Here is a 22,709-nt window from a genome sequence, read left to right as displayed (position 1 = left end):
CGACGATGAGCCAGGCGCAGGAACCCGAGCAGAACGGCGGCCCCTCCGTTCCGCAGACCCGCACCGCCCGCCACCGCCGGATCGTGGACATCCTCAACCGGCAGCCGGTCCGCTCCCAGAGCCAGCTGGCCAAACTGCTCGCCGACGACGGGCTGAGCGTCACCCAGGCGACGCTCTCCCGCGACCTCGACGAGCTGGGCGCGGTCAAGATCCGCAACACCGGCGGCGAGCTGATCTACGCGGTCCCCAGCGAGGGCGGCTTCCGCACCCCGCAGGCCCCGCTCGGCGAGTCGGCGAAGGAGGAGCGCATGCGGCGCCTCTCCGGCGAACTGCTGATCTCGGCGGAGGCCTCCGCGAACCTCGTGGTCCTGCGCACCCCGCCCGGCGCGGCCCAGTTCCTCGCCTCGGCCATCGACCAGGCCGAACTCCAGGCGATCCTCGGCACCATCGCGGGCGACGACACCCTGATGCTCATCAGCCGCGACCCGGCCGGCGGCCAGGCCCTGGCCGACCACCTTCTGCGCCTGGCGCAGAAGGAGGGCTAGCCCGCGGCTTCTGGCTCAGGCACGGCCTAGTAGCGGGTCACGTCGAGGGCGCCGGTCTCCGTGCCGATCGCGATGTGCGGGCGGCGGCGGGGGTCCGCCCAGCGCAGCAGCTCGCGCATCGCCCCGTGCGGGACGGACACGCAGCCGGCTGTGGCGCCCTTCCCGTTCACGTGCAGGAAGATGCCCGCGCCGCGGCCGCGCACCGGCTGCTCGTAGTTGAAGCCGATGACCAGGGCGTGCGCGTACTGCTGCCCGTACGCCACCAGGTGCTCGGACTCGCCCGGCGCGCAGTCGGCGGGCAGCGGCTCCGTCCAGCGGTTGTAGGCGGCCGAGGCGTTGTCCTGGCACCACCACGAACGGTCCGTCACCCGCCGGTAGGCGTACTCCGTTCCGGCCGGGGCGTGCGCGATGCCGAAGGCGTACGGCAGCTCGTACAGGCCCGCCGGGGTGGTGTCCGTGCCCTGGACCCGGGTCGTGCCCTCGGTCAGGCCGTTCGCGCCGAACCGTGCGGGCGCGCTGCCGGCCTCGAACCAGCGCCCCGCGCGCCGGTCCCACCAGGTCAGCACCCCGGTGGTGGCACCGGGCCCGGGGGCGACGGCGGTGATCAGCTGGCTGCCGCCGCCGGTGTCGGCGAGGCGCGCCGGCAGCGGGTCGGGGCCGTACGGGAAGAGCCCGGCGAGGATCAGCGAGCCCGTGAGCAGGGCGGTACGCAGCACATGTCAGACGGTACGGCCGACGGGCGCGGCGGCCGCGCAGGCAGGCCGTGGAAGCGTGTCACAGCAGCCGCATCCGGTGGACGTCCAGCACCCGGGCCGCCCGTGCCAGCAGTACGCCGAGCTCCGCGTGGTGCGCCTCCCCTTCGTCGAGGGTGCTGAGCCAGTTCCAGTTGATCACGGCGCTCCGTGCCTGCAGGCCCAGCCCCGGGTCCGGGTCCGTCATCATGGCCACCGAGGCCCGCAGTTCGGCGCTCCCGCCCCGGCCGCGCAGCAGCCGGAACGCCGCCCGGCGGACGTGCGTGGGCCACTCGGGGCCGGTACGCGCGGCCAGCGCGGCGGAGTCCAGCCGCCCGGCCACGCGGAGGAGGCTGAACGCGGCCTCGCGGGACACCGAGGCGGACGGGTCCTCCAGCAGCGCGAGCAGGACCGCGTCCTCGACGTCGAGGCCCAGCCCGCGCAGCCCGGCCACGGCGGCGGACCGTACCGCGCCCTCGGGGTGGTCCAGCAGGGCGTGCAGCAGCGGCCCGTCGGCCCGTCCGGCCACCTCCCGGAAGCCTGTCACCGCGTACCGGGTCACCCGCTGCCGGTCCGTGACGAGCGCGCGGTAGTGCGCGTACGGGTCACCGCCGTCCTGGCGCAGCAGCCAGCGGGCGCAGGCCCGGACCTGGCCGGCCCGGTCCGCCAGGTGGTCCACGGCCTCGGCCGCCCGCCCGGCCCGGCGCAGCGCGGTCACCCCGGCGGCCCGCACCGCGACGAAGCGGGAGCCGAGCAGGGCGTCGACGGCTCCGTCGTCCGGTCCGTCGGCGGCCATCGCCGCCAGGGCGGCGTCGGTCCACACCCGGGCCGTCACCGGGTCGCGCTCGGCGGCGGCCCGCCGGGCGAGCTCCTGCGCGCCGTACTGCCCGCAGGCGATGGCGACCCGGGCCGCGAAGCGGCGCGTCGGCCGGTCGGCGCTGCCCGCCAGGCGTTCGAGCATGCCCGCGCGCTGCCGGGCGGTCAGCGAGTTCCAGCTCCAGGTCGTCGAGGGCAGCCCGGGGCGCCACCACGCGGCGAGGAGGGAGTACCGGCCGCTCAGGGCGGCCTCCAGCTGCTCCACCGCCCAGCCGCCGTGCTCGCGCCCGCCCAGCCGCACGGCGAGCGGGGCGAGTGCCGTCAGCACGTGGGCGGGGTCGTCGGCCACTGGCCGGTTCAGCGTCCGGCGGGCCCGGTCCCGGTTGCGGACGGGGTGCTGGGCCACCACCCGGCCCAGCACCCTGCGGGCGCGCTCGCGGACCTGGGGGACCCGGTCGGCGCACCGGAGGAGGACGAGCTGGAGCGGCGGCTTGCGCCACGCGGCGAGCGCGGCCTCGCGTATCCGCCCGTCGGGGTGGCACAGCCGGGCCTCCAGCCGGCCGGCGCCGGCCGTCGGGCCGTCGCAGAAGCGCTGGAGGCGGCGCACTTCCTCGTCGAAGGCGATCCAGGCGTCCGGGCTGTTCCCCGCGAGCCTGGCGGCCACCGGCGAGGCGTCCCCGCGCAGCAGACCCCCGGCCACGTTGCGCCCCCATGACGCGTTCTCGGCCGCGCTCCACATGTGCCCTCCCCGGGATCGTTCCGCTCGCGCGATCGTAGGTGGCCGCGGGCGGTCAGCGCTCCCGATATACGGGCTGGTCAGCGGTGGGACACCGGACCTCGATTGACGAAACATACGGAGCAATGCATAGTTATGCCTACCCCGGCCGATCGTGCGTCGCATCGCGCCGTGAATCGTTTGACGCTGTACCGAGACGGTCTCCCCGCTTCCTGCGCGGTGGGGAGACCGTCGCACCACCACCCTCATGAGGAGCAGCTGTGAGCAGCAACAACGGTGACGTCCGGCTCTGGGGCGGCCGGTTCGCCGACGGCCCGTCCGAGGCCCTCGCGAAGCTGTCCGCGTCGGTCCACTTCGACTGGCGCCTCGCGCCGTACGACATCGCCGGTTCGCGCGCCCACGCCCGCGTGCTCGCCAAGGCGGGCCTGCTCACGGCCGAGGAGCTCGACCGCATGATCGCGGGCCTCGACCAGCTGGAGGCGGCCGTGGCCGACGGCTCCTTCACCGGCACCATCGCCGACGAGGACGTGCACACCGCCCTGGAGCGCGGCCTGCTGGAGCGGCTCGGCCCGGACCTCGGCGGCAAGCTGCGCGCCGGCCGCTCCCGCAACGACCAGGTGGCCACCCTCTTCCGGATGTACCTGCGCGACCACGCGCGGATCATCGGCGGCCTGGTCGCCGACCTCCAGGACGCGCTGGTCGGGCTCGCCGAGGCGCACCCGGACGTGGCGATGCCCGGCCGGACGCACCTCCAGCACGCGCAGCCCGTCCTGTTCGCCCACCACGTCCTGGCCCACGTGCAGTCGCTGTCCCGGGACGCGGAGCGGCTGCGGCAGTGGGACACCCGGACCGCGGTCTCCCCGTACGGCTCGGGCGCCCTGGCCGGCTCCTCGCTGGGTCTGGACCCGGAGGCGGTCGCGGCCGACCTGGGCTTCGAGCGCGGCTCGGTCGGCAACTCGATCGACGGCACGGCCTCGCGCGACTTCGTCGCCGAGTTCGCCTTCGTCACCGCGATGATCGGGATCAACCTGTCCCGGATCGCGGAGGAGATCATCCTGTGGAACACGAAGGAGTTCTCCTTCGTCACCCTCCACGACGCCTTCTCCACCGGCTCCTCGATCATGCCGCAGAAGAAGAACCCGGACATCGCGGAGCTGGCGCGCGGCAAGTCGGGCCGCCTCATCGGCAACCTGACCGGCCTGCTGGCCACCCTCAAGGCGCTGCCCCTCGCCTACAACCGGGACCTCCAGGAGGACAAGGAGCCGGTCTTCGACTCCTGCGACACCCTCGAGGTGCTGCTGCCGGCCTTCACCGGGATGATGGCCACCCTCACGGTCAACCGGGAGCGGATGGAGGAGCTGGCTCCGGCCGGCTTCTCGCTGGCCACCGACATCGCCGAGTGGCTGGTCAAGCAGGGCGTGCCCTTCCGGGTCGCGCACGAGGTCGCCGGCGAGTGCGTCAAGGAGTGCGAGGGGCTCGGCATCGAGCTGGACGAGCTCACGGACGAGCAGTTCGCGAAGATCTCGGAGCACCTGACCCCCGAGGTCCGCACCGTCCTCAACGTCCCCGGCGCGCTCGCCTCCCGCAACGGCCGCGGCGGCACCGCCCCCTCGGCGGTCGCGGTCCAGCTCACCGAGCTGAAGGCGGACCTGGTCATCCAGCACGCCTGGGCCGTCCACAAGCAGTAGCCGATACGGCCCGCAGGGGCGGTACGGGCCGTATCGGCCCGTACCGCCCCTGCGGCGTTCCCGCCGTTCCCGGCGTGTCCGGGGGCGGCGGAGGCGGACGGCGGATCAGCCGGTCTGGTCGTCGGCCCAGTCGGCCAGTGCGTCGAAGTCCGGCCGGGTCAGGCCGATCCGCTCGTCGACGTACATCAGCAGGGCGTGCGCCAGGTGGTGCCGGTCGACGTACTCGTGGTCCATGGCCGTGATGTCGTCGTCGATCCAGGCGAACGGCCGCGCGCCCGCGTACTCCAGGACGTACTGCGTCTTCCAGAAGGTGCCGCGCGGGGCCCGGCCGTGCATCACCGGCCAGTCGATGAAGGGGAGCCGCGGCAGCCCCAGGTGCGGGCCTATCCAGTCGTTCGCCTCGTCCTTCCAGGTGGTGGCCCAGACGAGCTCGTACGAGTCGGCCAGCGCGAGCAGCTCCGCCCCGTGGCCGTGGTTCAGCCAGACCCGCAGCGGCTTGCCGTCGGTGAAGCCGGTGGGCCGCATCCGGTGGGTGGTGTAGCCCTCGGGGCGGCGCGTGGCCCGGGCGGCGTACGGGTTCAGGGGTCCGTCGACGTCGATCAGCAGCAGTGGCTTCATGGCTCCAGGTTTCTTCCCGGGCCGCCCCGCTGGCGACCCGTTTTCCTTGATCCGGATCAACGAATGAGACGTGCGTGTCTCATTCGGGGTATGCTTGTCTCATGGCCATGGATCGTGACCAGGTGCTCCGCGACGCGGCGGCCCTGCTTTCCCGCAAGTCGACCGCCACGATGGACGAGGTCGCCCGCGCCGCCGGCATCGGCCGCGCCACCCTCCACCGGCACTTCGCCGGGCGCGACGCCCTCGTACGCGCCCTCGAAGACCTCGGCATCCGCGAGTTCGAGGGCGCCTTCGACCGGGCCCGCCTGGACGAGGGGACCGCCGTGGACGCCCTCAGGCGGCTGATCGCCGAGACCGAGCCCAACGCCCAGCTGCTGGCCTTCCTCGTCACCGAGAACCAGCTCTTCGAGGGCGACCAGGTCAACGAGGGCTGGGCCCGCCTCGACGCCCGCGTCAGCGCGCTCTTCAGGCGCGGACAGCAGGAGGGCGACATCCGCATCGACCTGAGCCCCGCCTGGCTCACCGAGGCCCTCTACGGCCTCGTCGGCAGCTGCGCCTGGGCCGTCATGGACGGCCGGGTCGCGGCCAAGGACTTCCAGTACATGATCACCGAGTTGCTGCTCGGTGGCGCACGACGGAGCGTGGAGTGATGAGCCGAACCGAACAGCTGCACCGGGGGACGGGGGCGGAGGAGAAGAGCAGGGGGCGCTGGCTCGCCCTCTCCGTGCTCGTCCTGGCCGTCCTGCTGGTCGCGGTCGACGCCACCGTACTCGGCCTCGCGACGCCTTCCCTCAGCGAGGACCTCAAGCCGTCCGGCACCCAGCTCCTGTGGATCGGCGACATCTACTCCTTCGTCATCGCCGGCCTGCTCGTCTCCATGGGCTCCCTCGGCGACCGCATCGGCCGCAAGAAGCTCCTCCTCACCGGCGCCACCGCCTTCGGTGCCGTCTCGGTCCTGAACGCCTACGCGACCAGCCCCGAGATGATGATCGTCGCCCGCGCCCTGCTCGGCGTGGCCGGCGCCACCCTCATGCCGTCCACCCTCGCGCTGATCCGCAACATCTTCCACGACCCGCGCGAACGCAGCCTCGCCATCGGCATCTGGGGCGCCACCGCCTCCGCCGGCGCGGCCGTCGGCCCCGTCGTCGGCGGAGCCCTGCTCCAGCACTTCTGGTGGGGCTCGGTCTTCCTCATCAACCTCCCGGTGATGATCGCCCTGGTCCTCGTCGGCATCCGGCTGCTGCCCGAGTCCAAGAACCCCGTCGCGGGCCCCTGGGACCTGATCAGCGTCGCCCTGTCCCTCGTCGGCGTCATCAGCGTCGTCTACGCCGTCAAGGAAGCCGCCACCCACGGCGCCACCCCCGGCGTCTGGACCGCCGCCGTCCTCGGCGCCGCCTGCCTCTACGCCTTCGTACGCCGCCAGTTCGCCCTCCCCTCCCCGCTGCTCGACATGCGGCTCTTCAAGCACCGCGGCTTCTCCGGCGCGGTCCTCGCCGACCTGCTGACCGTCTTCGGCCTCTCCGGCCTCGTCTTCTTCCTCTCCCAGTTCTTCCAGCTGGTGCAGGGCCGCGACCCCCTGGAAGCGGGCCTCGCCGAACTGCCCGCCGCCATCGGCGCGGTGGCCACCGGCCTGGTCGCGGGCAAGTACGCCCGCACGTACTCCGTACGCGTCATCGTCACCGGCGGCCTCGCCGCCATAGGCCTGGCCCTCGCGGCGCTCACCGTCATCCACCGCGAGACCGGGTACCCGCTGCTCGGCGCCGCCCTGCTCGTCGTCGGCCTCGGCGCCGGCTTCTCCTTCACCGTCACCGCCGACGTCATCCTCTCCAGCGTGCCCAAGGAGCAGGCCGGTTCGGCCTCCGCCGTCTCCGAGACCGCGTACGAACTCGGCGCCGCCCTCGGCATCGCCCTGCTCGGCTCCGTCGTCACCGGCGTCTACCAGGGCTTCACCGCCCCGGCCCAGGTCCCCGCCCCGGTGGCCGACGCCGCGCACGCATCGCTCGGCGGCGCCGTGGAGGCCGCCCGCGCCCTGGACCCGCAGACCGCCCACACCATGGTCGGCGCGGCCCAGGAGGCCTTCGTGGACGGCCTGCGGCTCGCCTCCGGCGTGGGCGCCGCCGTCCTGCTGGCGACCGCGGCGGCCGCCTGGTTCCTGCTCAAGGGCCAGGAGCTCCAGGACGGCGTCCAGCACTGACGCACCGCCAGGCGGTCGTGTCCCGGACGGATTTCGCGGAATTGACAGTCCGTCGGATCCCGGGACACCATCCCGGCGATGGAGATCAACGACCTGACCCCGGCCGAACGCCGCGTCGTCGACGCCTTCCCGCGCGGCGAGGCGGTCGACTTCCGCGAGAGCCCCGACGAGACCTCCCACGACGGAGCCGACTGGGGCCCCGGCCGCACCGTCCGCGCCGAGGTGCTGCGCAACCTCCTCGTCGGGGGCACGGCGGCCGAGGGGCACGTCGCCGGGATCAAGCTCTACGGTGCCAGGATCAGCGGCAAGCTCGACCTGAAGTACGCGGTCGTCGACCACCCGATCCGGATGCGGTCCTGCTGGTTCGAACGCAAACCCATGATGTACGGCGCCCAGCTGCGCGCCCTCGTCCTCGGCGACTCCACCCTGCCGGGCCTGACCGCCGCCACCGTACGCGTCGAGGTCGTACTCAGACTCTCCGGCTGCCGCATCGACGGCCCCGTGCGCCTCGCCGGCGCGAAGATCGCCGGCGGCCTCTTCCTCCAGGGCGCCGTCATCCGGCAGGGCAGCCTGCCCGACGAGGCCGACGAGCCGCCGCTCCAGCTCAACCACGCGGAAATAGGCACGGACATCATCGCCAACGACCTCACGGTCCACGGCGAGCTGCGCCTCAACGGGTCCAGCGTCGCCGGTCAGATCAACCTCGACGGCGCCAGGCTCGTCAACCCCGGCGGCATCGCCCTGCACGCCGAGACCCTGGTGGTCGGCAGCGACGTACGCGGCCACCGGCTGCACGCCGAGGGCATGGTCAACCTCACCGGCGCCCGCATCCCCGGCCAGCTCTTCCTGGGCCGGGCACACCTGTCCAACCCCGGAAACGTGGCCCTGCGCGCCAGCTCCGCCGTCATGGGGGAGTTCTGGCTGCGCAAGGCCCCCACCATCGACGGGATCGTCAACCTGCGCCGCAGCCAGTTCGACATGCTCTGGGCGGAGCCGTCCGTCTGGCCGCCCCTGGTCCGCGCCGACGGGCTGAGCTACCGGCTCCTCCACCCCCACCTGCCCGCCGAGGAACGCCTGCCGCTGCTGGAGCGCGAGGAGGACGGCTACCTGCCGTACGCATACGAGCAGCTGGCCGCCGCCTACCGCACCGTCGGCGACGAGGCCGCCGCCCGCACCGCCCAGCTGGCCAAACTGCGCCGCCACCGGCGGACCCAGCCCCGGCACACCCGGCTCTGGGGCCTGCTCCAGGACGCCACCGTCGGCTACGGCTTCCGGCCGATGCGCGCGGCGGCCTGGCTGCTGGCGCTAACGGTCACCGGGACCCTCGCCTACGGGATCACACCGCCGCGGGCGCTGAAGGCGGGGGAGGCGCCGGAGTTCAACCCGCTCTTCTACACCCTCGACCTGATGCTGCCGATCATCGGCTTCGGGCAGGAGGGCGCCTTCGCGCCGGCCGGCTGGTACCAGTGGCTGTCGTACGTGCTGATCGTGACCGGCTGGGTCCTCGCCACCACCACGGCGGCGGGCGTCAGCCGGTCACTCCAGCGGCAGTAGCCGGCCTCAGGCCGCCTTCGCCTTGGTCGCGTACATGTCCACGTACTCCTGGCCCGACAGGCGCATGACCTCGGCCATCACCGAGTCGGTCACGGCGCGCAGCACGTAGCGGTCGCGGTCCATGCCCTCGTAGCGGGAGAACTCCATCGGCTCGCCGAAGCGGATCGTGACCCGGCCCGGGCGCGGCATGCCCGCGCCGCCGGGCTGGAGCTTGTCCGTGCCGATCATCGCGAACGGAACCACCGGTGCGCCCGTCATCAGGGTCAGGCGGGCGATGCCGGTGCGGCCGCGGTAGAGCCGGCCGTCGGGGGAGCGGGTGCCCTCGGGGTAGATCCCGAAGATCTTGCCCTCCTCCAGGATCCGTCGGCCCGTCATCAGCGCGGCCACGCCGCCGTTCGCGCCGTCGCGGTCCACCGGGATCATGCCGGCGCCGGTGAAGAACCACGCCATCAGGCGGCCCTTGAAGCCCTTGCCCGTCACGTACTCGTCCTTGCCGATGAAGTGGACCGTGCGGTCGCAGACCAGCGGAAGGATCATCGAGTCGATGAAGGTGAGGTGGTTGCCCGCCAGGATCACCGGACCGGTGCCCGGAATGTTCTCGATGCCCTCCACCTTGGTGCGGATGATCAGGCGAATGACCGGTCCGACAGTGGCTTTGATGAGCGCGGTACGGAACAACGTGAGCCCTCCGGCATCGAAAGCGGGTTTCGCACCACACGGCGGTAGTGCAGGTGAGGACGATACTCGCGGGTCGCCCCTGTTGGCACATCGGGTTCACGAGGTGGATACGCAGTGTTGACACACGTTTCCGCCATGTTCGGGCGGAGCCCACCCCCGCGCCACCCTCCTTTGCCTACCATCGCCACGCCGATCGGGGCCTCCACGCCCCCCGGAGATCCCGGGGCCGCGGGCCCGGTCCAGAACGAGGAGTGGCACTCATGACACAGGGTGGGGCAGCGCGGCGCACGGTGCTCGGAGCGGCCGTACTGGCGGCCGGAACCGGTATCTCCGGACTGACGGCGGGAACCGCCTCCGCCGCGCCGGACGACCGTTCCGACAGTGGCCACGGTGACGGCGGCGGCTACCGCGACCTGCCCGTCCCGCTGGTCATCGGCCACCGCGGCGCCAGCGGCTACCGCCCCGAGCACACCCTCGGCTCCTACCAGCTGGCCCTCGACCTCGGCGCCGACGTCATCGAGCAGGACCTCGTCCCCACCAAGGACGGCCACCTCGTCTGCCGCCACGAGAACGAGATCGGCGGCACCACCGACGTCGCCGACCACCCCGGGTTCGCCGGCCGGCGCACCACCAAGACCGTCGACGGGGTCTCCGTCACCGGCTGGTTCACCGAGGACTTCACCCTCGCCGAGCTGAAGACCCTGCGCGCGAAGGAACGTATCCCCGCCGTGCGCCAGCGCAACACCCTCTACGACGGCCGCTGGGCGGTGCCCACCTTCGAAGAGGTGCTGCGCTGGGCCAACCGCGAGGGCCGGCTGCGCGACAAGCGCATCTGGCTGCACGTCGAGACCAAGCACCCCACCTACTTCCGGGGACTGGGCCTCGGCCTGGAGGAGCCCCTCGCCCGGCTGCTGCGCCGCTACGGGCGCGACGGCCGCGACGCCGCCGTCTTCCTCCAGTCCTTCGAGCCCTCCAGCATCCAGCGGCTCTCCCGCCTGGTGTCCGCCCCGCGCGTGGTGCTGCTCTCGGCGGCGAACACCCGCCCCTGGGACTTCGAGGCGGCCAAGGACCCCCGTACGGTCGCCGACCTGGTCAAGCCCGAGGGCCTCAAGTGGATCTCCGGCTTCGCCCAGGGCATCGGGCCCACCCTCGACCTGATCGTGCCGCGCGACGCGGCCGGCAAGCTCGGCACCCCCACCACCCTCGTCCGCGACGCCCACGCCCGGGGCCTGGTGCTGCACCCCTACACCGCGCGCAACGAGAACAGCTTCCTGCCGGCCGAGTACCGCAAGGGCACCGACCCGGCCGCCTACGGGGACGCCTTCGGCGCCTTCAAGAAGTACTTCGAACTGGGCATCGACGGCATCTTCACCGACAACCCGGACACCGGGCTCCTCGCCGCGGAGGCCTTCCGGCCCGGGCGCGGCGTCAACCGCTAGGCCCCCGCCCCCGAACGGGTGGGCCGGGCCCGGAGGGGAAACCGCCCGGCCCGGCACCCGCGTCCCGCCCGGCATGGACCTGATACAGGAACCCGACCTGCTCACGGAACTGGGCCCGCTGCTCTCCGCCGAGGCCGCCGCGGAGGCCCCGGCCGCCGGGGTGGAAGCCGCCGACCTGGTACAAGCCGTCTGGGTGCGGTTGCTGGAGCGCGGCCCGCGCGCCCCCTTCCCCGCCGGCCGGGCCCGCTGGCTGCGGCGGGCGGTGCGCGCCGAGGCCCGGCTCGCCCGGCGGCGGGCGCGCCGGGAGGTCCCGTACGGCGCGACCCCGGCAGACGTGGCCGGCGAGCCCGAAGACGCCCTGCTGCACGGCGAGGAGAACCGGGCCCTCCGATCGGCGGTCGCCCGATTGCCGGGACGCTGTCCGGAGCTGATGGCCGCACTTCTGTCACCCAGAGACCTGACTTACCGTGAAATCGCAGGAGAGTTGGGTATCTCACAAGGAAGTTTGGGACCAGTACGTTCCCGTTGCCTGGGATGTCTGCGCAGAATGCTGGCTGTCGAGGTTGCGGTTCCTGACCCGTGGGGAAAGGAGCGGTAGACCGGAGAGCTACCAGGTGAGCGGGAGGCATGCGCACATGGGCATGAGCGTGACCATTTCGGCGGCGGCCGCCGAAGACGCCGAGCAGATTTTCAAGCTGCAGTATCTGGCGTTCCAGCGGGAGGCCGAGCTGTACGGCAACTACCTCATCCAGCCCCTCACCCAGTCCCTGGACTCCCTGAAGGCGGAGCTGGCCGCGGACACCGTCCTGGTGGCCCGGCTCGGCGACGAGGTGGTGGGCGCGGTGCGCGGCAGCGTCGGCGAGGACGGCACGGCGAGCATCGCCAAGCTGTGCGTGCACCCGCGCCTGCAGGGCCACGGCCTGGGCGCCCGGCTGCTGCGCGGGGTCGAGGAGGCCCTCGCCGGGCACGGCGGCACCACCCGCTTCCGCCTGCACACGGGCCACAAGAGCGAGTCCAACCTGCGGCTCTACCGCAAGGCCGGCTACGCGCAGGTCGGCAACCGCACCGCCTCCGACGGCGTGCGCCTGGTCATCCTGGAGAAGGACGCCAAGGACACCGACTACGCCGTCAGCGCGTAGCGGCCGTCCGGTCCGGGGGTGTTCCGCAGCGGCGGGACACCCCCGGACCGGTTCCACGGCCCATGGCCCGCCTCAAGTCCCCGAGGCGGCACGGCCGAAGCCCCGAGGCCCCTCGGCCCCGAGGCCGCACGGCTCCAAGACCGCACGGCCCCAAGGCGGCACGGCCCCAAGGCGGCACGGCCCCGAGGCCGCACGGCTCAGCGCTTGGAGCGGAGCCAGAGCATTCCGGTGACCGGCAGGATCACCGGGATGAAGAGGTAGCCCATCCCGAACTCCGACCACACGGTCGCGTCGGGGAAGGCCTCGGGCCGCACCAGCGTCCAGGTCCCGACGGCCAGCACGCCGGCGAGTTCCACACCGCAGCACACGAGCGCCGCCCGGCGGGCCTTCTCCCCGCCGCGCACCAGCGAGTACGTGATGAAGGCGTAGGCCACGGCCGCCGCCGCCGAGAGCGAGTACGCCAGCGGCGCCCGGTCGAACTCGGTGGAGATCTGGTAGGCCGAGCGCGACAGCGCGCCCACCACCATCACCCCGTAGAGCCACACCAGCAGCAGACCCGGACCGGAGACCAGTCGCTTGCGCCCGGCCGGCGGGGCGGTCGTCGTGTCAGGCACCGGATCCCCAGATGTCGTAGAGCCGTACTTCCAGCACGGCGAGGACGACCGCGCCCGCGGCCACCGTCACCGAGCCCCACTTGGTGCGCTCGGTCAGCGAGAGCATCCCGGCCGCCGGGACCGCCGCGAAGGCGCCCAGCAGGTAGGCCACGAAGATCACCGTGCCCTGTTCGGGCTTCTCGCCCCGGCCCAGCTGGACCAGGCCGATCACCAGCTGCGCCAGGACCAGCACGGTCACCACGGCCATGCCGATGAAGTGCCAGTCCTTGGTGGGCTGGTCCCGCCATGCGGCGTGGCCGCACCAGGCGGCGAGGGCGAGTGCGGCCGCGCCGATGGCGACCGTCAGGGCGACGAGCATGCAGCGAGGGTATTACGGGCTTAAAGACCCGATGCGCCCGGCCCTCGCGGGGGGCCTTCGAGGACGCCTCCGCCGGGCCGGCGGCCGGACGGGCGACCGGGCTGGCGGCCGGCATGCGGACCGTGGTCTTGACCACAACGCACCCGGCCGCCGAGCTCGACGCGCACGTGGTCGTCAAGGGCCTCTCGGCCGTGTCCGCGCTGGTCAGCGAGGGTGGGATCAGGCTGGAGCCGGAGGGGTGAGGCTGACTGGTTCAGTCCAATCCCGTCCGGAATGTGGCCGGATTCCGTCCGCTATGCGGACAACATTGATCGGTGAGTCGCCATGTCTGCTTTACTGGGGCACATGACCACGACGAGCAGCCGCACCCTTGCGACCGAGGCGACGATGACGCCCGGTGCTCGTTGTATGTGTCGAATGTGCGCCTTCTGAGGGCCCCTTCACGCAGTCCCGCGCCCCGAAGCGAGACCGGCCGAGCAACTCCGCCGCCCCAGTCGCACCACCCCGCCGACTGATCCCCGGTATGGACCGCTCCTGCCCCGCGCACGCGTCGACACCATCTTTTTGTGACGGTTAGACCCGTATCGCGTCCCCAGATGTTTGCCCCGTGCACGGCATCCGCACCCCGTGCACTCGACAGCGACGGAAATCCTGTGATCACCACATCGGGCCTCACGAAGGTCTACCAGTCCCGTGGCCGCGAGGTCACCGCCCTGGACGGCGTCGACCTGCACGTCCGCGAGGGCGAGGTCTACGGAGTCATCGGCCAGAGCGGCGCCGGCAAGTCCTCCCTCATCCGCTGCGTGAACCTGCTGGAGCGCCCCACCACCGGCACCGTCACCGTGGACGGGGTCGAGCTCACCGCCCTCGCCGGCCGCGGCCGCCGCGCCGGCAAGGAACTCCGCGAGGCCCGCAGCCGCATCGGCATGGTCTTCCAGCACTTCAACCTGCTGTCCTCGCGCACCGTGCAGGCCAACATCGAGCTCCCCCTGGAGATCCTCGGCGTCTCCGGCCGCGAACGCTCCCGCAAGGCCCTGGAACTCCTCGACCTCGTCGGCCTCGCCGACAAGGCCAAGGCCTACCCCACCCAGCTCTCCGGCGGCCAGAAGCAGCGCGTCGGCATCGCCCGCGCCCTGGCCGGCGACCCCAAGGTGCTCCTCTCCGACGAGGCCACCAGCGCCCTCGACCCCGAGACCACCCGCTCCATCCTGCAGCTGCTGCGCGACCTCAACCGCCAGCTCGGCCTCACCGTCCTGCTCATCACGCACGAGATGGACGTGGTCAAGGCCGTCTGCGACTCCGCCGCCCTCATGAAGCGGGGCCGGATCATCGAGTCCGGCACCGTCGCCGAGCTGCTCGCCACCCCCGGCTCCGAGCTCGCCGGCGAACTCTTCCCGGTCAGCGGCGCCGCCACCGGCCCCGACCGCACCGTCGTCGACGTCACCTTCCACGGCGAGGCCGCCACCCAGCCGGTCATCTCCCAGCTCTCGCGCACGTACAACATCGACATCTCGATCCTCGGCGCCGCCATGGACACCGTCGCCGGCCGCCAGATCGGCCGCATGCGCATCGAACTCCCCGGCCGCTACGAGGACAACGTGGTGCCCGTCGGCTTCCTGCGCGAGCAGGGCCTCCAGGTCGACATCGTCGACGACGACTCCGACCTCGACTCCGAGATCGCCGCACTGGTCAAGGATGGTGCCAAGTGACCTGGTCCGAGATGCAGCCCCTGCTCACCCAGGGCACCTACGACACCCTCTACATGGTGCTGTGGTCCACCCTGGTGACCGTCCTCGGCGGACTGCCCATCGGCATCCTCCTCGTCCTCACGGACAAGGGCGGCCTCCTGCAGAACCAGCCGCTCAACAAGGTCCTCGGCGTGATCGTGAACATAGGCCGCTCGCTGCCGTTCATCATCCTGCTGATCTTCCTGATCCCGGTCACCACCGCCGTCGTCGGCACCTTCATCGGCCCCACCGCCATGATCGTCCCGCTCGCCATCGGCGCCGTCCCCTTCTTCGCCCGGCTCGTCGAGACGGCCGTCCGCGAGGTCGACCACGGCCTCATCGAGGCCGTCGAGTCCATGGGCGGCGGCATCCCCACCCTCATCGGCAAGGTCCTGCTCCCGCAGGCCCTGCCCTCCCTGGTCGCCGGCGTCACCACCACCGTGATCACCCTCGTCGGCTACTCCGCCATGGCCGGCGCCGTCGGCGGCGAAGGCCTCGGCTCCAAGGCCATCACCTACGGCTTCCAGCGCTTCGAGACCGGCTTCATGTTCGCCACCGTCGCCGTCCTCGTCGCCCTCGTCACGGTGATCCAGCTGATCGGCGACGGCGTCGTACGCGTCCTCGCGCGCCGCGGCCGGACAGCCTGAGGAAACCTCCCAGACTTCCCCAAAAAGGAAAGCCCGCACTTGTCGTGCTTGGGCCACCACCCCGCGAACACCCGCGAAAAGCAAGAAAGGCACTCTTCGTGCGCAAGAACACCAAGCTCACCGCCATCGCCGCCGCCTCCGCCGCGCTCGCCCTCGGCCTCACCGCCTGCGGCAGCTCCTCGGACCCGTCCACGGCCGCCAAGACCGACGGCGGCAAGGTCGACGAGAGCAAGCCGCTGGTCATCGCGGCCTCCCCGAGCCCGCACGCCGACATCCTGAACTTCGTCAAGGACAAGCTCGCGGCCAAGGACGGCCTCAAGCTGGAGGTGAAGGAGTTCACGGACTACGTCCTGCCCAACACCGCCACCGAGCAGGGCCAGGTCGACGGCAACTTCTTCCAGCACAAGCCGTACCTCGACGACTTCAACAAGAAGAACGGCACGCACGTCGTGCCCGTCGTGAACGTCCACCTGGAGCCCCTCGGCCTCTACTCCAAGAAGGTCAAGGCCCTCACGGACATCAAGCCCGGCCAGACCGTCGCCGTCCCCAACGACACCACCAACGAGGGCCGCGCGCTCCAGCTGCTCGCCGCCAACAAGCTGATCACCCTCAAGGACGGGGTCGGCACCAGCGCCAAGCTGTCCGACATCACCGACAAGAAGGGCCTGGAGTTCAAGGAGCTGGAGGCCGCCACGGTCCCCCGCGCCCTGAACGACGTCGACGCCGCCGTCATCAACGGCAACTACGCCCTGGAGGCCAAGCTCTCCCCGGCCAAGGACGCCCTGGTCCTGGAGAAGGCCGAGGGCAACCCGTACGCCAACTTCCTCGCGGTCAAGGACGGCAACCAGAACGACCCGCGCATCCAGAAGCTCGCCAAGCTCCTGAACTCCGACGAGGTCAAGAAGTTCATCGAGGACAAGTACCAGGGCTCGGTCATCCCGGCCTTCGGCACCCCCGCCGCCTGACCCAAGACCGCCCGGCAGACGCCGGATTCCCGGCCCCGCGCACCCACCCGGGCGCGCGGGGCCGCGGGCTTCCCGCGGCTTGCCCGCTTCCGGGCAGCCCGGCCCTGCACATCCCCGGGCCGATGCTGCATGCTGTGGCCTACGACCCGCACAAACGGTCCCGCACCAACGGTCCCGTACGAACCGGTCCCGTACGCACGGTCCCGTACGAACGGTCCCGCCCCAAGGTCCCAGGCATGGAGCTGCGCATGACTACCACCTTCCCGGACGTCACCATCAGCACGGACCGGCTGGTGCTGCGCCCCTTCGAGGAAGAGGACGTCACCGCACTCGCCGAGATGATGAACGACGAGCAGATCACCGCCTGGACCTCCGTCCCGCACCCCTACACCCCCGCCGACGCCCGGGCCTGGGCCACCGTGCTCTCCCACGCCGAGCGCACCGAGGGCCGCGGCATCGTCTTCGCCGTCACCGAATTCCTCACCCAGCGCCTGGTGGGCATCGTCCACCTCCAGAACACCGACTGGCGCACCCGCACCACCGAAGCCGGCTACGTCACCGCCCCCTGGGCCCGCGGCGAGGGCTACGCCAGCGAATCCGTCCTCGCAGTCGCCCAGTGGCTCCTGCGCGACCAGCGCTTCGAGAGACTCGAACTGCGCACCGCCGCCGACAACACCGCCTCCCAGCAGGTCGCCCAGAAGATCGGCTGCATCAGCGAGGGCGTCCTGCGCAACGTGGCGATAGTGCGCACCCAGGCCGCCGACGGCAGCTGGACCGACACCCGCACCGACCTCATCGTCTGGAGCCTGGTCCCCGAGGACCTCGACGACACCGACGAGTACGACGTGTACGAGAGCCGCCACGCCCGCCCCGGCCCCTCCGGGCGCCCCGGCCACGACGACGGCTACCCCCTGCGCCGCCGCGCCGACGCACACGGCTACGCAGTCGGCGCCGACCGGCACTGACCCGATGACCGGGTAGTCTCACCGTGACCCCCTGAAACCCCCCGAAACACCCGACGAAACCCCCTGACGAGGCCGAAGGCGCCGAAGGCGTCTCCCTCCACCCCCCACCCCAGGAGACCGACGACGATGGCCGACCGGGTCACGGTGATCGGATGGGACGGCTCCCCCCTGACCGCGGCCGCCCGCTCCGCGCTCTCCGCCGCCACCCTCGTGGCCGGAGCCGCCCACCACCTCGCGCTCCCCGAGATCCCGCCCGGCGCGGAACGCATCCGCCTCGGCAGCCTCGGCCTCGCCGCCCGCCGCATCGCCGGCCACCGCGGCACCGCCGTCGTCCTCGCCGACGGCGACCCCGGCTTCTTCGGCGTCGTCCGCACCCTGCGCGCCCCCGAACACGGCCTCGAAGTCGAAGTCGTCCCCGCCGTCTCCGCCGTCGCCGCCGCCTTCGCCCGCGCCGGCATGCCCTGGGACGACGCGCAGGTCGTCGTCGCCCATCCCCGCACCCTGCGCCGGGCCGTCAACGTCTGCCGCGCCCACACCAAGGTCGCCGTCCTCACCTCACCCGGCGCCGGCCCCGCCGAACTCGCCCTGCTCCTCGAGGGGATCCACCGCACCTTCGTCATCTGCGAGGAACTCGGCACCGACCGCGAACGCGTCACCGTCCTCACCTCCGACGCCGCCGCCGACCACAGCTGGCGCGACCCCAACGTCGTCATCGTCATCGGCGGCGCCGGCCACGCCCCCACCGCCGCGGACCCCGGCTGGCTGCTCGGCCGCGGCCCCGGACCCGCCCCCGTACGCGGCTGGGCCCGCCCGCAGCCCGCGGCCGACGGCCCCCGGCCCGGCGAAGGGGAGTCCGTCCAGCTGCGCGCCGCCCAGCTCGCCCGGCTCGGCCCCCGCACCGGAGACCTCGTCTGGGACATCGGAGCCGGCTCCGGAGCCCTCGCCGTGGACGCCGCGGCCCACGGCGCCGCCGTCATCGCCGTCGACGCCGACCCGCGCGCCTGTGAACGCGTAACCGCCGCCGCCCGCAAGCGCGGTGTCCAGATCCAGGTGGTCCCGGGCCGCGCTCCACACGTACTGGAGAACCTCCCCGAACCCGACGTGGTCCGCGTCGGCGGCGGCGGGCCCGCCGTCATCGCCGCCGTCGCCGAACGACGCCCCGAACGCATCGTCAGCCACGCCTCCACGCGGGACGAGGCCGAGGCCATCGGACGCACCCTCACCGAACACGGCTACGCCGTCGAATGCGCCCTGCTCCAGTCCGTCGGCCTCGACCCCCGGACCTGGGCGGAACAGGAGCGTTCCGTGGTGTTCCTGCTGGCAGGCGAACGCCCCGTGAACCGCTGACGCGGAGCCCGGGGTAGGCTGGCCGATCGTCGTACCGCCCTGGTGGACGCGCGACGTGGCGCAGTCCACAGCGGACCGTGCCGGTTTATGGCCGACACGGAGGCCGACGAGCGCGACAATGCTCAGGAGTTGTTGTGCGTGCGCACGCGAGAGGGCGCACCGCGCGACGACCCCGCACGGCAAAGTCCGCACGCCGCGCCCGTTGGGCGGCCGTGCGATCGAAGAGGCAACACCGATGGGCGAGGGGTACGCATGACTGACACCGGCCAGGTCCCGGGCGAGGGTCACCCGGACAACACGGGCATGGTGGATCAGCAGGGCATTCCCGCTCCGGTCCCGCCGATGCCGCCGCTGCCCCCGATGCCGCCGCAGGCCCCGGCAGGCTACGCCTTCCAGGACCTCGTGGACGACCCCTCCGAGGCCGAGGACGAGGAACTGCTCCTGATGCCGAGCGGCCACGGGCAGGGCTCCTGGAGCGACCCGCAGGTGGTCCCCCCGGTCCCGGCCTTCCCCGGCGACTTCCCGGCGGAGCCCGTCTACACCGAGTACCCGCAGGCCCCCGCCGCCGGTTACCCCGAGCCCGGACACCTCGGCTTCCCGGACCCCGGCTTCCCCGAGGCCTTCCCCGCGCCCGGCCAGCCCGCCCCCGGCTTCCCCGAGGCGGGCTACCCCGCCCCCGGCTCCTTCGCCGACCCCGCCGCGTACAGCGCCGGCGCGCACGAGACCGGCGGCCGCGACTCCGGCTCCCTGGACCTCGGCGGCCTCGTGGTCCCGCCCGGTGCCCCCGCCGCCGCGCAGGTCCCGCCCGCCGCCGCCGTGGTGCCGCCGCGCCGCCCGCTGCACATGGGCCCGCCCGTGCCCGACGCCACCGGGGGAGTCGTACGCTCCCTCGCGGACCGGGGCCCGGCCGCCGCCGCGCCCGCCGCGCAGGTGCCGGCCGCCGCCGGTGTGCAGCCGGGCGTGCAGGTGGCTCCCGGGGTGCAGGTGGCGCCTGGGGTGCAGGTGGCGCCTGGGGTGCAGGTCGCCCCGGGGGTGCAGGTGGCGCCTGATGTACAGGTGGCGCCTGATGTGCAGATGGCCGCGGCCGCCGAGCAGGCCGTTCCCGCCGAGCAGGCACCTCCCGCCGAGCAGGCGGCGCCCGTCGAGCAGGCCGCCGCGCAGGTGCAGCCCGTCGTGGCGGAAGCCGTTGCGGCGGAGCCCGTCGTGGCCGCCGAAGCCGTTCCCGTCGAAGCCGTTCCCGTCGAAGCCGTGGCCGTCGCGCCGGAGCCCTTGGTGGCGGAGCCCGTCGCCGCGGAGCCCGTCGCCGCGGAGCCCGTCGTGGTCCTGGCGCCCGAGGTGGCGGCCGCCATCCAGGCCGCCGAGGCGGCCGAGGCCGCCGCGGTCCAGGCCCCCGAAGCCACCGCTCCGGCCGCCGAGGCCCTGCCGGCTCCCGAGCCCGTGCCCGCCGCCGAGGCGGCCCCCGAAGCCGCGCCGGCCGACCCGGCCGCCGCCCCCGGCCCGGAGTACCTGGACCTGGGTCCCGCCGCGCCGCAGCCCGGTGAGGTCCCGCCGCAGGCCGGTACCCCGTGGACGGCCGAGCCGCTCGCCCCCGCCCCCGTCGTGGCCGCCGCCGTTGCCCAGCCCGCGCCGGAGGCCGCCCCGGAGGCCGCTCCCGCCGCCGAGGAGGCCCCGACGGCCGTTCCCGCCGCCGAGGCTGCCGCAGCCCCCGAGGCGGCCGAGGCCGCCGTTCCCGCCCCCGCCGGCATCCCGGCCGAGGCCGCGCCGCCGGCCCCGGAGGCCGCAACCGCCGCCGAAGCCGCGCCCGAGGCCCCGCAGACCCCGGCCGAGCCCGCGCAGGCCGCCGAGCCCGCCGAGGCGCCCGCCGCCGTGGCCGCCGTCGCCGCCGAGCCGGGCCCCGCAGAAACGGTGGTCCAGGCCGAGGCGCCCGCCGAAGCCGCGCCGGAGCCCACCGCCGAGGCGCAGCCCGAGCCCGTGCAGCCCGCCGAAGCCGCCGAGCCGGCCGTCGCGGACGCGGACGCGGCCGAGCCCGCCCCGGCCGAAGCCGAAGCCGAAGCCGTCGAGCCCGCCCCGGCGGAGCCCGTCGGCGAGCCGGCCCCCGGGTACGCCGACGCGGAGCGCGAGGCCGTCCTGCGCGTGATGCGCGAGCGCCGCGACATCCGCAAGGGCTTCCGCACCGACCCCATCCCGCACGAGGTGCTGCTGCGCGTCCTGGAGGCGGCCCACACCGCGCCCAGCGTCGGCCACTCGCAGCCCTGGGACTTCGTCGTCATCCGCTCCGCCGAGACCCGCCGGACGATGCACGAGCTCGCCCAGAAGCAGCGCGAGGCCTACGCCAAGTCGCTGCCCAAGGGCCGGGCCAAGCAGTTCAAGGAACTGAAGATCGAGGCCATCCTCGACACCCCGGTGAACATCGTCGTCACCGCCGACCCCACCCGCGGCGGCCGCCACACCCTCGGCCGGCACACCCAGCCGCAGATGGCCCCGTACTCCTCCGCCCTCGCCGTCGAGAACCTCTGGCTCGCCGCCCGCGCCGAAGGCCTCGGCGTCGGCTGGGTCAGCTTCTTCGACGAGCGCGAGATGGTCCGCGCGCTGGGTCTCCCCGAGCACCTGGAGGTCGTCGCGTACCTGTGCGTCGGCTACGTCGACGAGTTCCCCGAGGAGCCGGAGCTGATGCAGGCGGGCTGGTCCCAGCGCCGCCCGCTGGCCTGGGTCGTCCACGAGGAGACGTACGGCCGCCGCGCCCTGCCCGGCGAAGCCCCGCACGACCTGCTCTCCGAGACCGTCGCCGGCATCCGCCCGCTCGACGCGAAGGCGCTCGGCGAGGCCTGGGAGCGGCAGAAGCGCATGACGAAGCCGGCGGGCGCGCTCGGCATGCTGGAGATCATCTCCGCGCAGCTGTCCGGCCTGTCGCGGGTCTGCCCGCCGCCGATCCCGGAGCCGGCCGCCGTCGCGATCTTCGCCGGTGACCACGGTGTCCACGCCCAGGGCGTCACCCCTTGGCCCCAGGAGGTCACCACGCAGATGGTGGCCAACTTCCTGGGCGGCGGGGCCGTCTGCAACGCCTTCGCCAACCAGGTCGGCGCCGAGGTCTGCGTCATCGACGTCGGCGTGGCCGGCGACCTCCCCGCCACCCCCGGCCTGCTCCCGCGCAAGGTCCGCCCGGGCACGGACGACCTGTCGGTCGGCCCCGCGATGTCCCGCGAGGAGGCCATCGCGGCCATCGAGGTCGGCATCGAGACGGCGCGCGACCTCGTCGCGGCGGGCAACAAGGCGCTGCTGACGGGCGAGATGGGCATCGCGAACACGACCGTGTCGGCGGCCCTGATCTCCGTGTTCACCGGGGTCGACCCGTCCGAGGTCACCGGCCGGGGCACGGGCATCAACGACGAGACGCACGCCCGGAAGGTCGACGTCGTCCGGCGCGCCCTGGAGCTCCACCAGCCCGACCCGAACGACCCGATCGGCGTCCTGGCGGCCATCGGCGGCCTGGAGCACGCCGCGATCGTCGGCCTGCTCCTCGGCGGCGCCTCCCTGCGCACGCCGGTCATCCTGGACGGCGTGAGCGCCGGCGCGGCCGCCCTGGTGGCCCGCGCCATCGCCCCCGAAGCCCTGTCGGCCTGCATCGCGGGCCACCGCAGCGCGGAACCGGGCCACGTGGCGGCGCTGAACAAGCTCGGCCTGCGCCCCCTGGTCGACCTGGACCTCCGCCTCGGCGAAGGCACCGGCGCCCTCCTGGCCCTCCCCCTGGTCCAGAGCGCGGCCCGCGCGATGCACGAGGTGGCCACGTTCGACGCGGCGGGCGTGACGGAGAAGTAGCGGGTACGCAGTTCCACGCTGACCAGGGCCGGACACCGCAGGGTGTCCGGCCCTGCCGCGTGTCGGCTCGGGCCCGCCATCTCCCCCTCGAGGGGGTGGGGGCGGGTCGGTGGCTGCCCACCCGCCCCCTCG

Annotated in this window: 20 protein-coding genes; 14 read left to right on the top strand and 6 right to left on the bottom strand. The window is 73.3% G+C overall.

The features are described from left to right. Positions 1 to 5 precede the first annotated feature (5 nt). The gene (locus ACZ518_RS24185; protein ID WP_388944993.1) at positions 6 to 545 is read left to right on the top strand and encodes an arginine repressor; all 540 of its coding nucleotides are present in this window, start codon (positions 6 to 8) and stop codon (positions 543 to 545) included. 26 nt (positions 546 to 571) lie between these two features. Here ACZ518_RS24185 and ACZ518_RS24180 read toward each other — a convergent pair whose 3' ends face one another. Both ACZ518_RS24180 and ACZ518_RS24175 read right to left on the bottom strand, forming a co-directional pair. Beyond that, entirely contained in the window at positions 572 to 1,258 is a 687-nt protein-coding gene (locus tag ACZ518_RS24180; RefSeq protein WP_469115141.1) for a L,D-transpeptidase family protein, read from the bottom strand. 61 nt (positions 1,259 to 1,319) lie between these two features. Then, positions 1,320 to 2,831, bottom strand: a complete 1,512-nt coding sequence (locus ACZ518_RS24175) for a hypothetical protein (protein ID WP_469115074.1) — start codon at positions 2,829 to 2,831, stop codon at positions 1,320 to 1,322. 257 nt (positions 2,832 to 3,088) lie between these two features. Between ACZ518_RS24175 and argH the strand changes: the two genes are divergently transcribed. Further along, positions 3,089 to 4,516 carry an argininosuccinate lyase gene (argH, locus tag ACZ518_RS24170; RefSeq protein ID WP_469115073.1) on the top strand — a complete coding sequence of 476 codons (1,428 nt, stop codon included), beginning with the start codon at positions 3,089 to 3,091 and terminating at the stop codon, positions 4,514 to 4,516. A gap of 105 nt (positions 4,517 to 4,621) precedes the next feature. Here the strand turns inward: argH and ACZ518_RS24165 are convergent, their stop codons facing one another. After that, the gene (locus tag ACZ518_RS24165; RefSeq protein WP_469115072.1) at positions 4,622 to 5,134 is read right to left on the bottom strand and encodes an HAD domain-containing protein; all 513 of its coding nucleotides are present in this window, start codon (positions 5,132 to 5,134) and stop codon (positions 4,622 to 4,624) included. A 101-nt stretch (positions 5,135 to 5,235) separates the two neighbouring features. Here ACZ518_RS24165 and ACZ518_RS24160 point away from each other — a divergent pair, with 101 nt between their 5' ends. From ACZ518_RS24160 to ACZ518_RS24150, 3 genes are all read left to right on the top strand, one after another. Beyond that, positions 5,236 to 5,784 (top strand): TetR/AcrR family transcriptional regulator, encoded by a 549-nt coding sequence (locus tag ACZ518_RS24160; protein ID WP_469115071.1) that lies wholly within the window; start codon positions 5,236 to 5,238, stop codon positions 5,782 to 5,784. After that, positions 5,784 to 7,328 (top strand): MFS transporter, encoded by a 1,545-nt coding sequence (locus ACZ518_RS24155; RefSeq protein WP_469115070.1) that lies wholly within the window; start codon positions 5,784 to 5,786, stop codon positions 7,326 to 7,328. Before ACZ518_RS24160 ends, ACZ518_RS24155 begins: the two co-directional genes overlap by 1 nt. Positions 7,329 to 7,406: 78 nt before the next feature. Beyond that, positions 7,407 to 8,882 carry a bactofilin family protein gene (locus tag ACZ518_RS24150; protein ID WP_469115069.1) on the top strand — a complete coding sequence of 492 codons (1,476 nt, stop codon included), beginning with the start codon at positions 7,407 to 7,409 and terminating at the stop codon, positions 8,880 to 8,882. Positions 8,883 to 8,888: 6 nt separating this feature from the next. Here the strand turns inward: ACZ518_RS24150 and ACZ518_RS24145 are convergent, their stop codons facing one another. Next, entirely contained in the window at positions 8,889 to 9,560 is a 672-nt protein-coding gene (locus tag ACZ518_RS24145) for a lysophospholipid acyltransferase family protein (RefSeq protein WP_469115068.1), read from the bottom strand. A gap of 260 nt (positions 9,561 to 9,820) precedes the next feature. Between ACZ518_RS24145 and ACZ518_RS24140 the strand changes: the two genes are divergently transcribed. The 3 genes from ACZ518_RS24140 to ACZ518_RS24130 all read left to right on the top strand — a co-directional run bounded on the left by ACZ518_RS24140 (position 9,821) and on the right by ACZ518_RS24130 (position 12,138). Beyond that, positions 9,821 to 10,999 (top strand): glycerophosphodiester phosphodiesterase, encoded by a 1,179-nt coding sequence (locus ACZ518_RS24140; protein ID WP_469115067.1) that lies wholly within the window; start codon positions 9,821 to 9,823, stop codon positions 10,997 to 10,999. Positions 11,000 to 11,072: 73 nt separating this feature from the next. Next, complete coding sequence (locus ACZ518_RS24135; protein WP_469115066.1) at positions 11,073 to 11,597, top strand: sigma-70 family RNA polymerase sigma factor; 525 nt, start codon at positions 11,073 to 11,075, stop codon at positions 11,595 to 11,597. Positions 11,598 to 11,634: 37 nt separating this feature from the next. After that, positions 11,635 to 12,138 carry a GNAT family N-acetyltransferase gene (locus tag ACZ518_RS24130; protein WP_469115065.1) on the top strand — a complete coding sequence of 168 codons (504 nt, stop codon included), beginning with the start codon at positions 11,635 to 11,637 and terminating at the stop codon, positions 12,136 to 12,138. 197 nt (positions 12,139 to 12,335) lie between these two features. Here the strand turns inward: ACZ518_RS24130 and ACZ518_RS24125 are convergent, their stop codons facing one another. Then, the gene (locus tag ACZ518_RS24125) at positions 12,336 to 12,752 is read right to left on the bottom strand and encodes a hypothetical protein (RefSeq protein ID WP_469115064.1); all 417 of its coding nucleotides are present in this window, start codon (positions 12,750 to 12,752) and stop codon (positions 12,336 to 12,338) included. Next, positions 12,745 to 13,110: a hypothetical protein gene (locus tag ACZ518_RS24120; RefSeq protein ID WP_125597304.1), complete on the bottom strand. Its 366-nt coding sequence runs from the start codon at positions 13,108 to 13,110 to the stop codon at positions 12,745 to 12,747. Before ACZ518_RS24120 ends, ACZ518_RS24125 begins: the two co-directional genes overlap by 8 nt. A gap of 653 nt (positions 13,111 to 13,763) precedes the next feature. Between ACZ518_RS24120 and ACZ518_RS24115 the strand changes: the two genes are divergently transcribed. The 6 genes from ACZ518_RS24115 (at position 13,764) to cobT (ending at position 22,577) form a co-directional block, all read left to right on the top strand. After that, entirely contained in the window at positions 13,764 to 14,819 is a 1,056-nt protein-coding gene (locus ACZ518_RS24115; RefSeq protein ID WP_469115063.1) for a methionine ABC transporter ATP-binding protein, read from the top strand. Further along, complete coding sequence (locus ACZ518_RS24110; RefSeq protein ID WP_469115062.1) at positions 14,816 to 15,484, top strand: methionine ABC transporter permease; 669 nt, start codon at positions 14,816 to 14,818, stop codon at positions 15,482 to 15,484. The genes ACZ518_RS24115 and ACZ518_RS24110 overlap by 4 nt, the downstream gene beginning before the upstream one ends. Positions 15,485 to 15,582: 98 nt before the next feature. Beyond that, entirely contained in the window at positions 15,583 to 16,449 is an 867-nt protein-coding gene (locus tag ACZ518_RS24105; protein WP_469115061.1) for a MetQ/NlpA family ABC transporter substrate-binding protein, read from the top strand. A 248-nt stretch (positions 16,450 to 16,697) separates the two neighbouring features. Beyond that, positions 16,698 to 17,414 carry a GNAT family N-acetyltransferase gene (locus tag ACZ518_RS24100; protein WP_469115060.1) on the top strand — a complete coding sequence of 239 codons (717 nt, stop codon included), beginning with the start codon at positions 16,698 to 16,700 and terminating at the stop codon, positions 17,412 to 17,414. 126 nt (positions 17,415 to 17,540) lie between these two features. Beyond that, positions 17,541 to 18,761: a precorrin-6y C5,15-methyltransferase (decarboxylating) subunit CbiE gene (gene cbiE, locus ACZ518_RS24095; RefSeq protein ID WP_469115059.1), complete on the top strand. Its 1,221-nt coding sequence runs from the start codon at positions 17,541 to 17,543 to the stop codon at positions 18,759 to 18,761. Between the two features lie 252 nt (positions 18,762 to 19,013). Beyond that, the gene (gene cobT, locus ACZ518_RS24090; protein ID WP_469115058.1) at positions 19,014 to 22,577 is read left to right on the top strand and encodes a nicotinate-nucleotide--dimethylbenzimidazole phosphoribosyltransferase; all 3,564 of its coding nucleotides are present in this window, start codon (positions 19,014 to 19,016) and stop codon (positions 22,575 to 22,577) included. Positions 22,578 to 22,709: the final 132 nt, after the last annotated feature.

The sequence above is a fragment of the Streptomyces sp. NPDC033966 genome (genome assembly GCF_055575955.1).
This window is presented reverse-complemented; position numbering and strand designations above follow the sequence as displayed.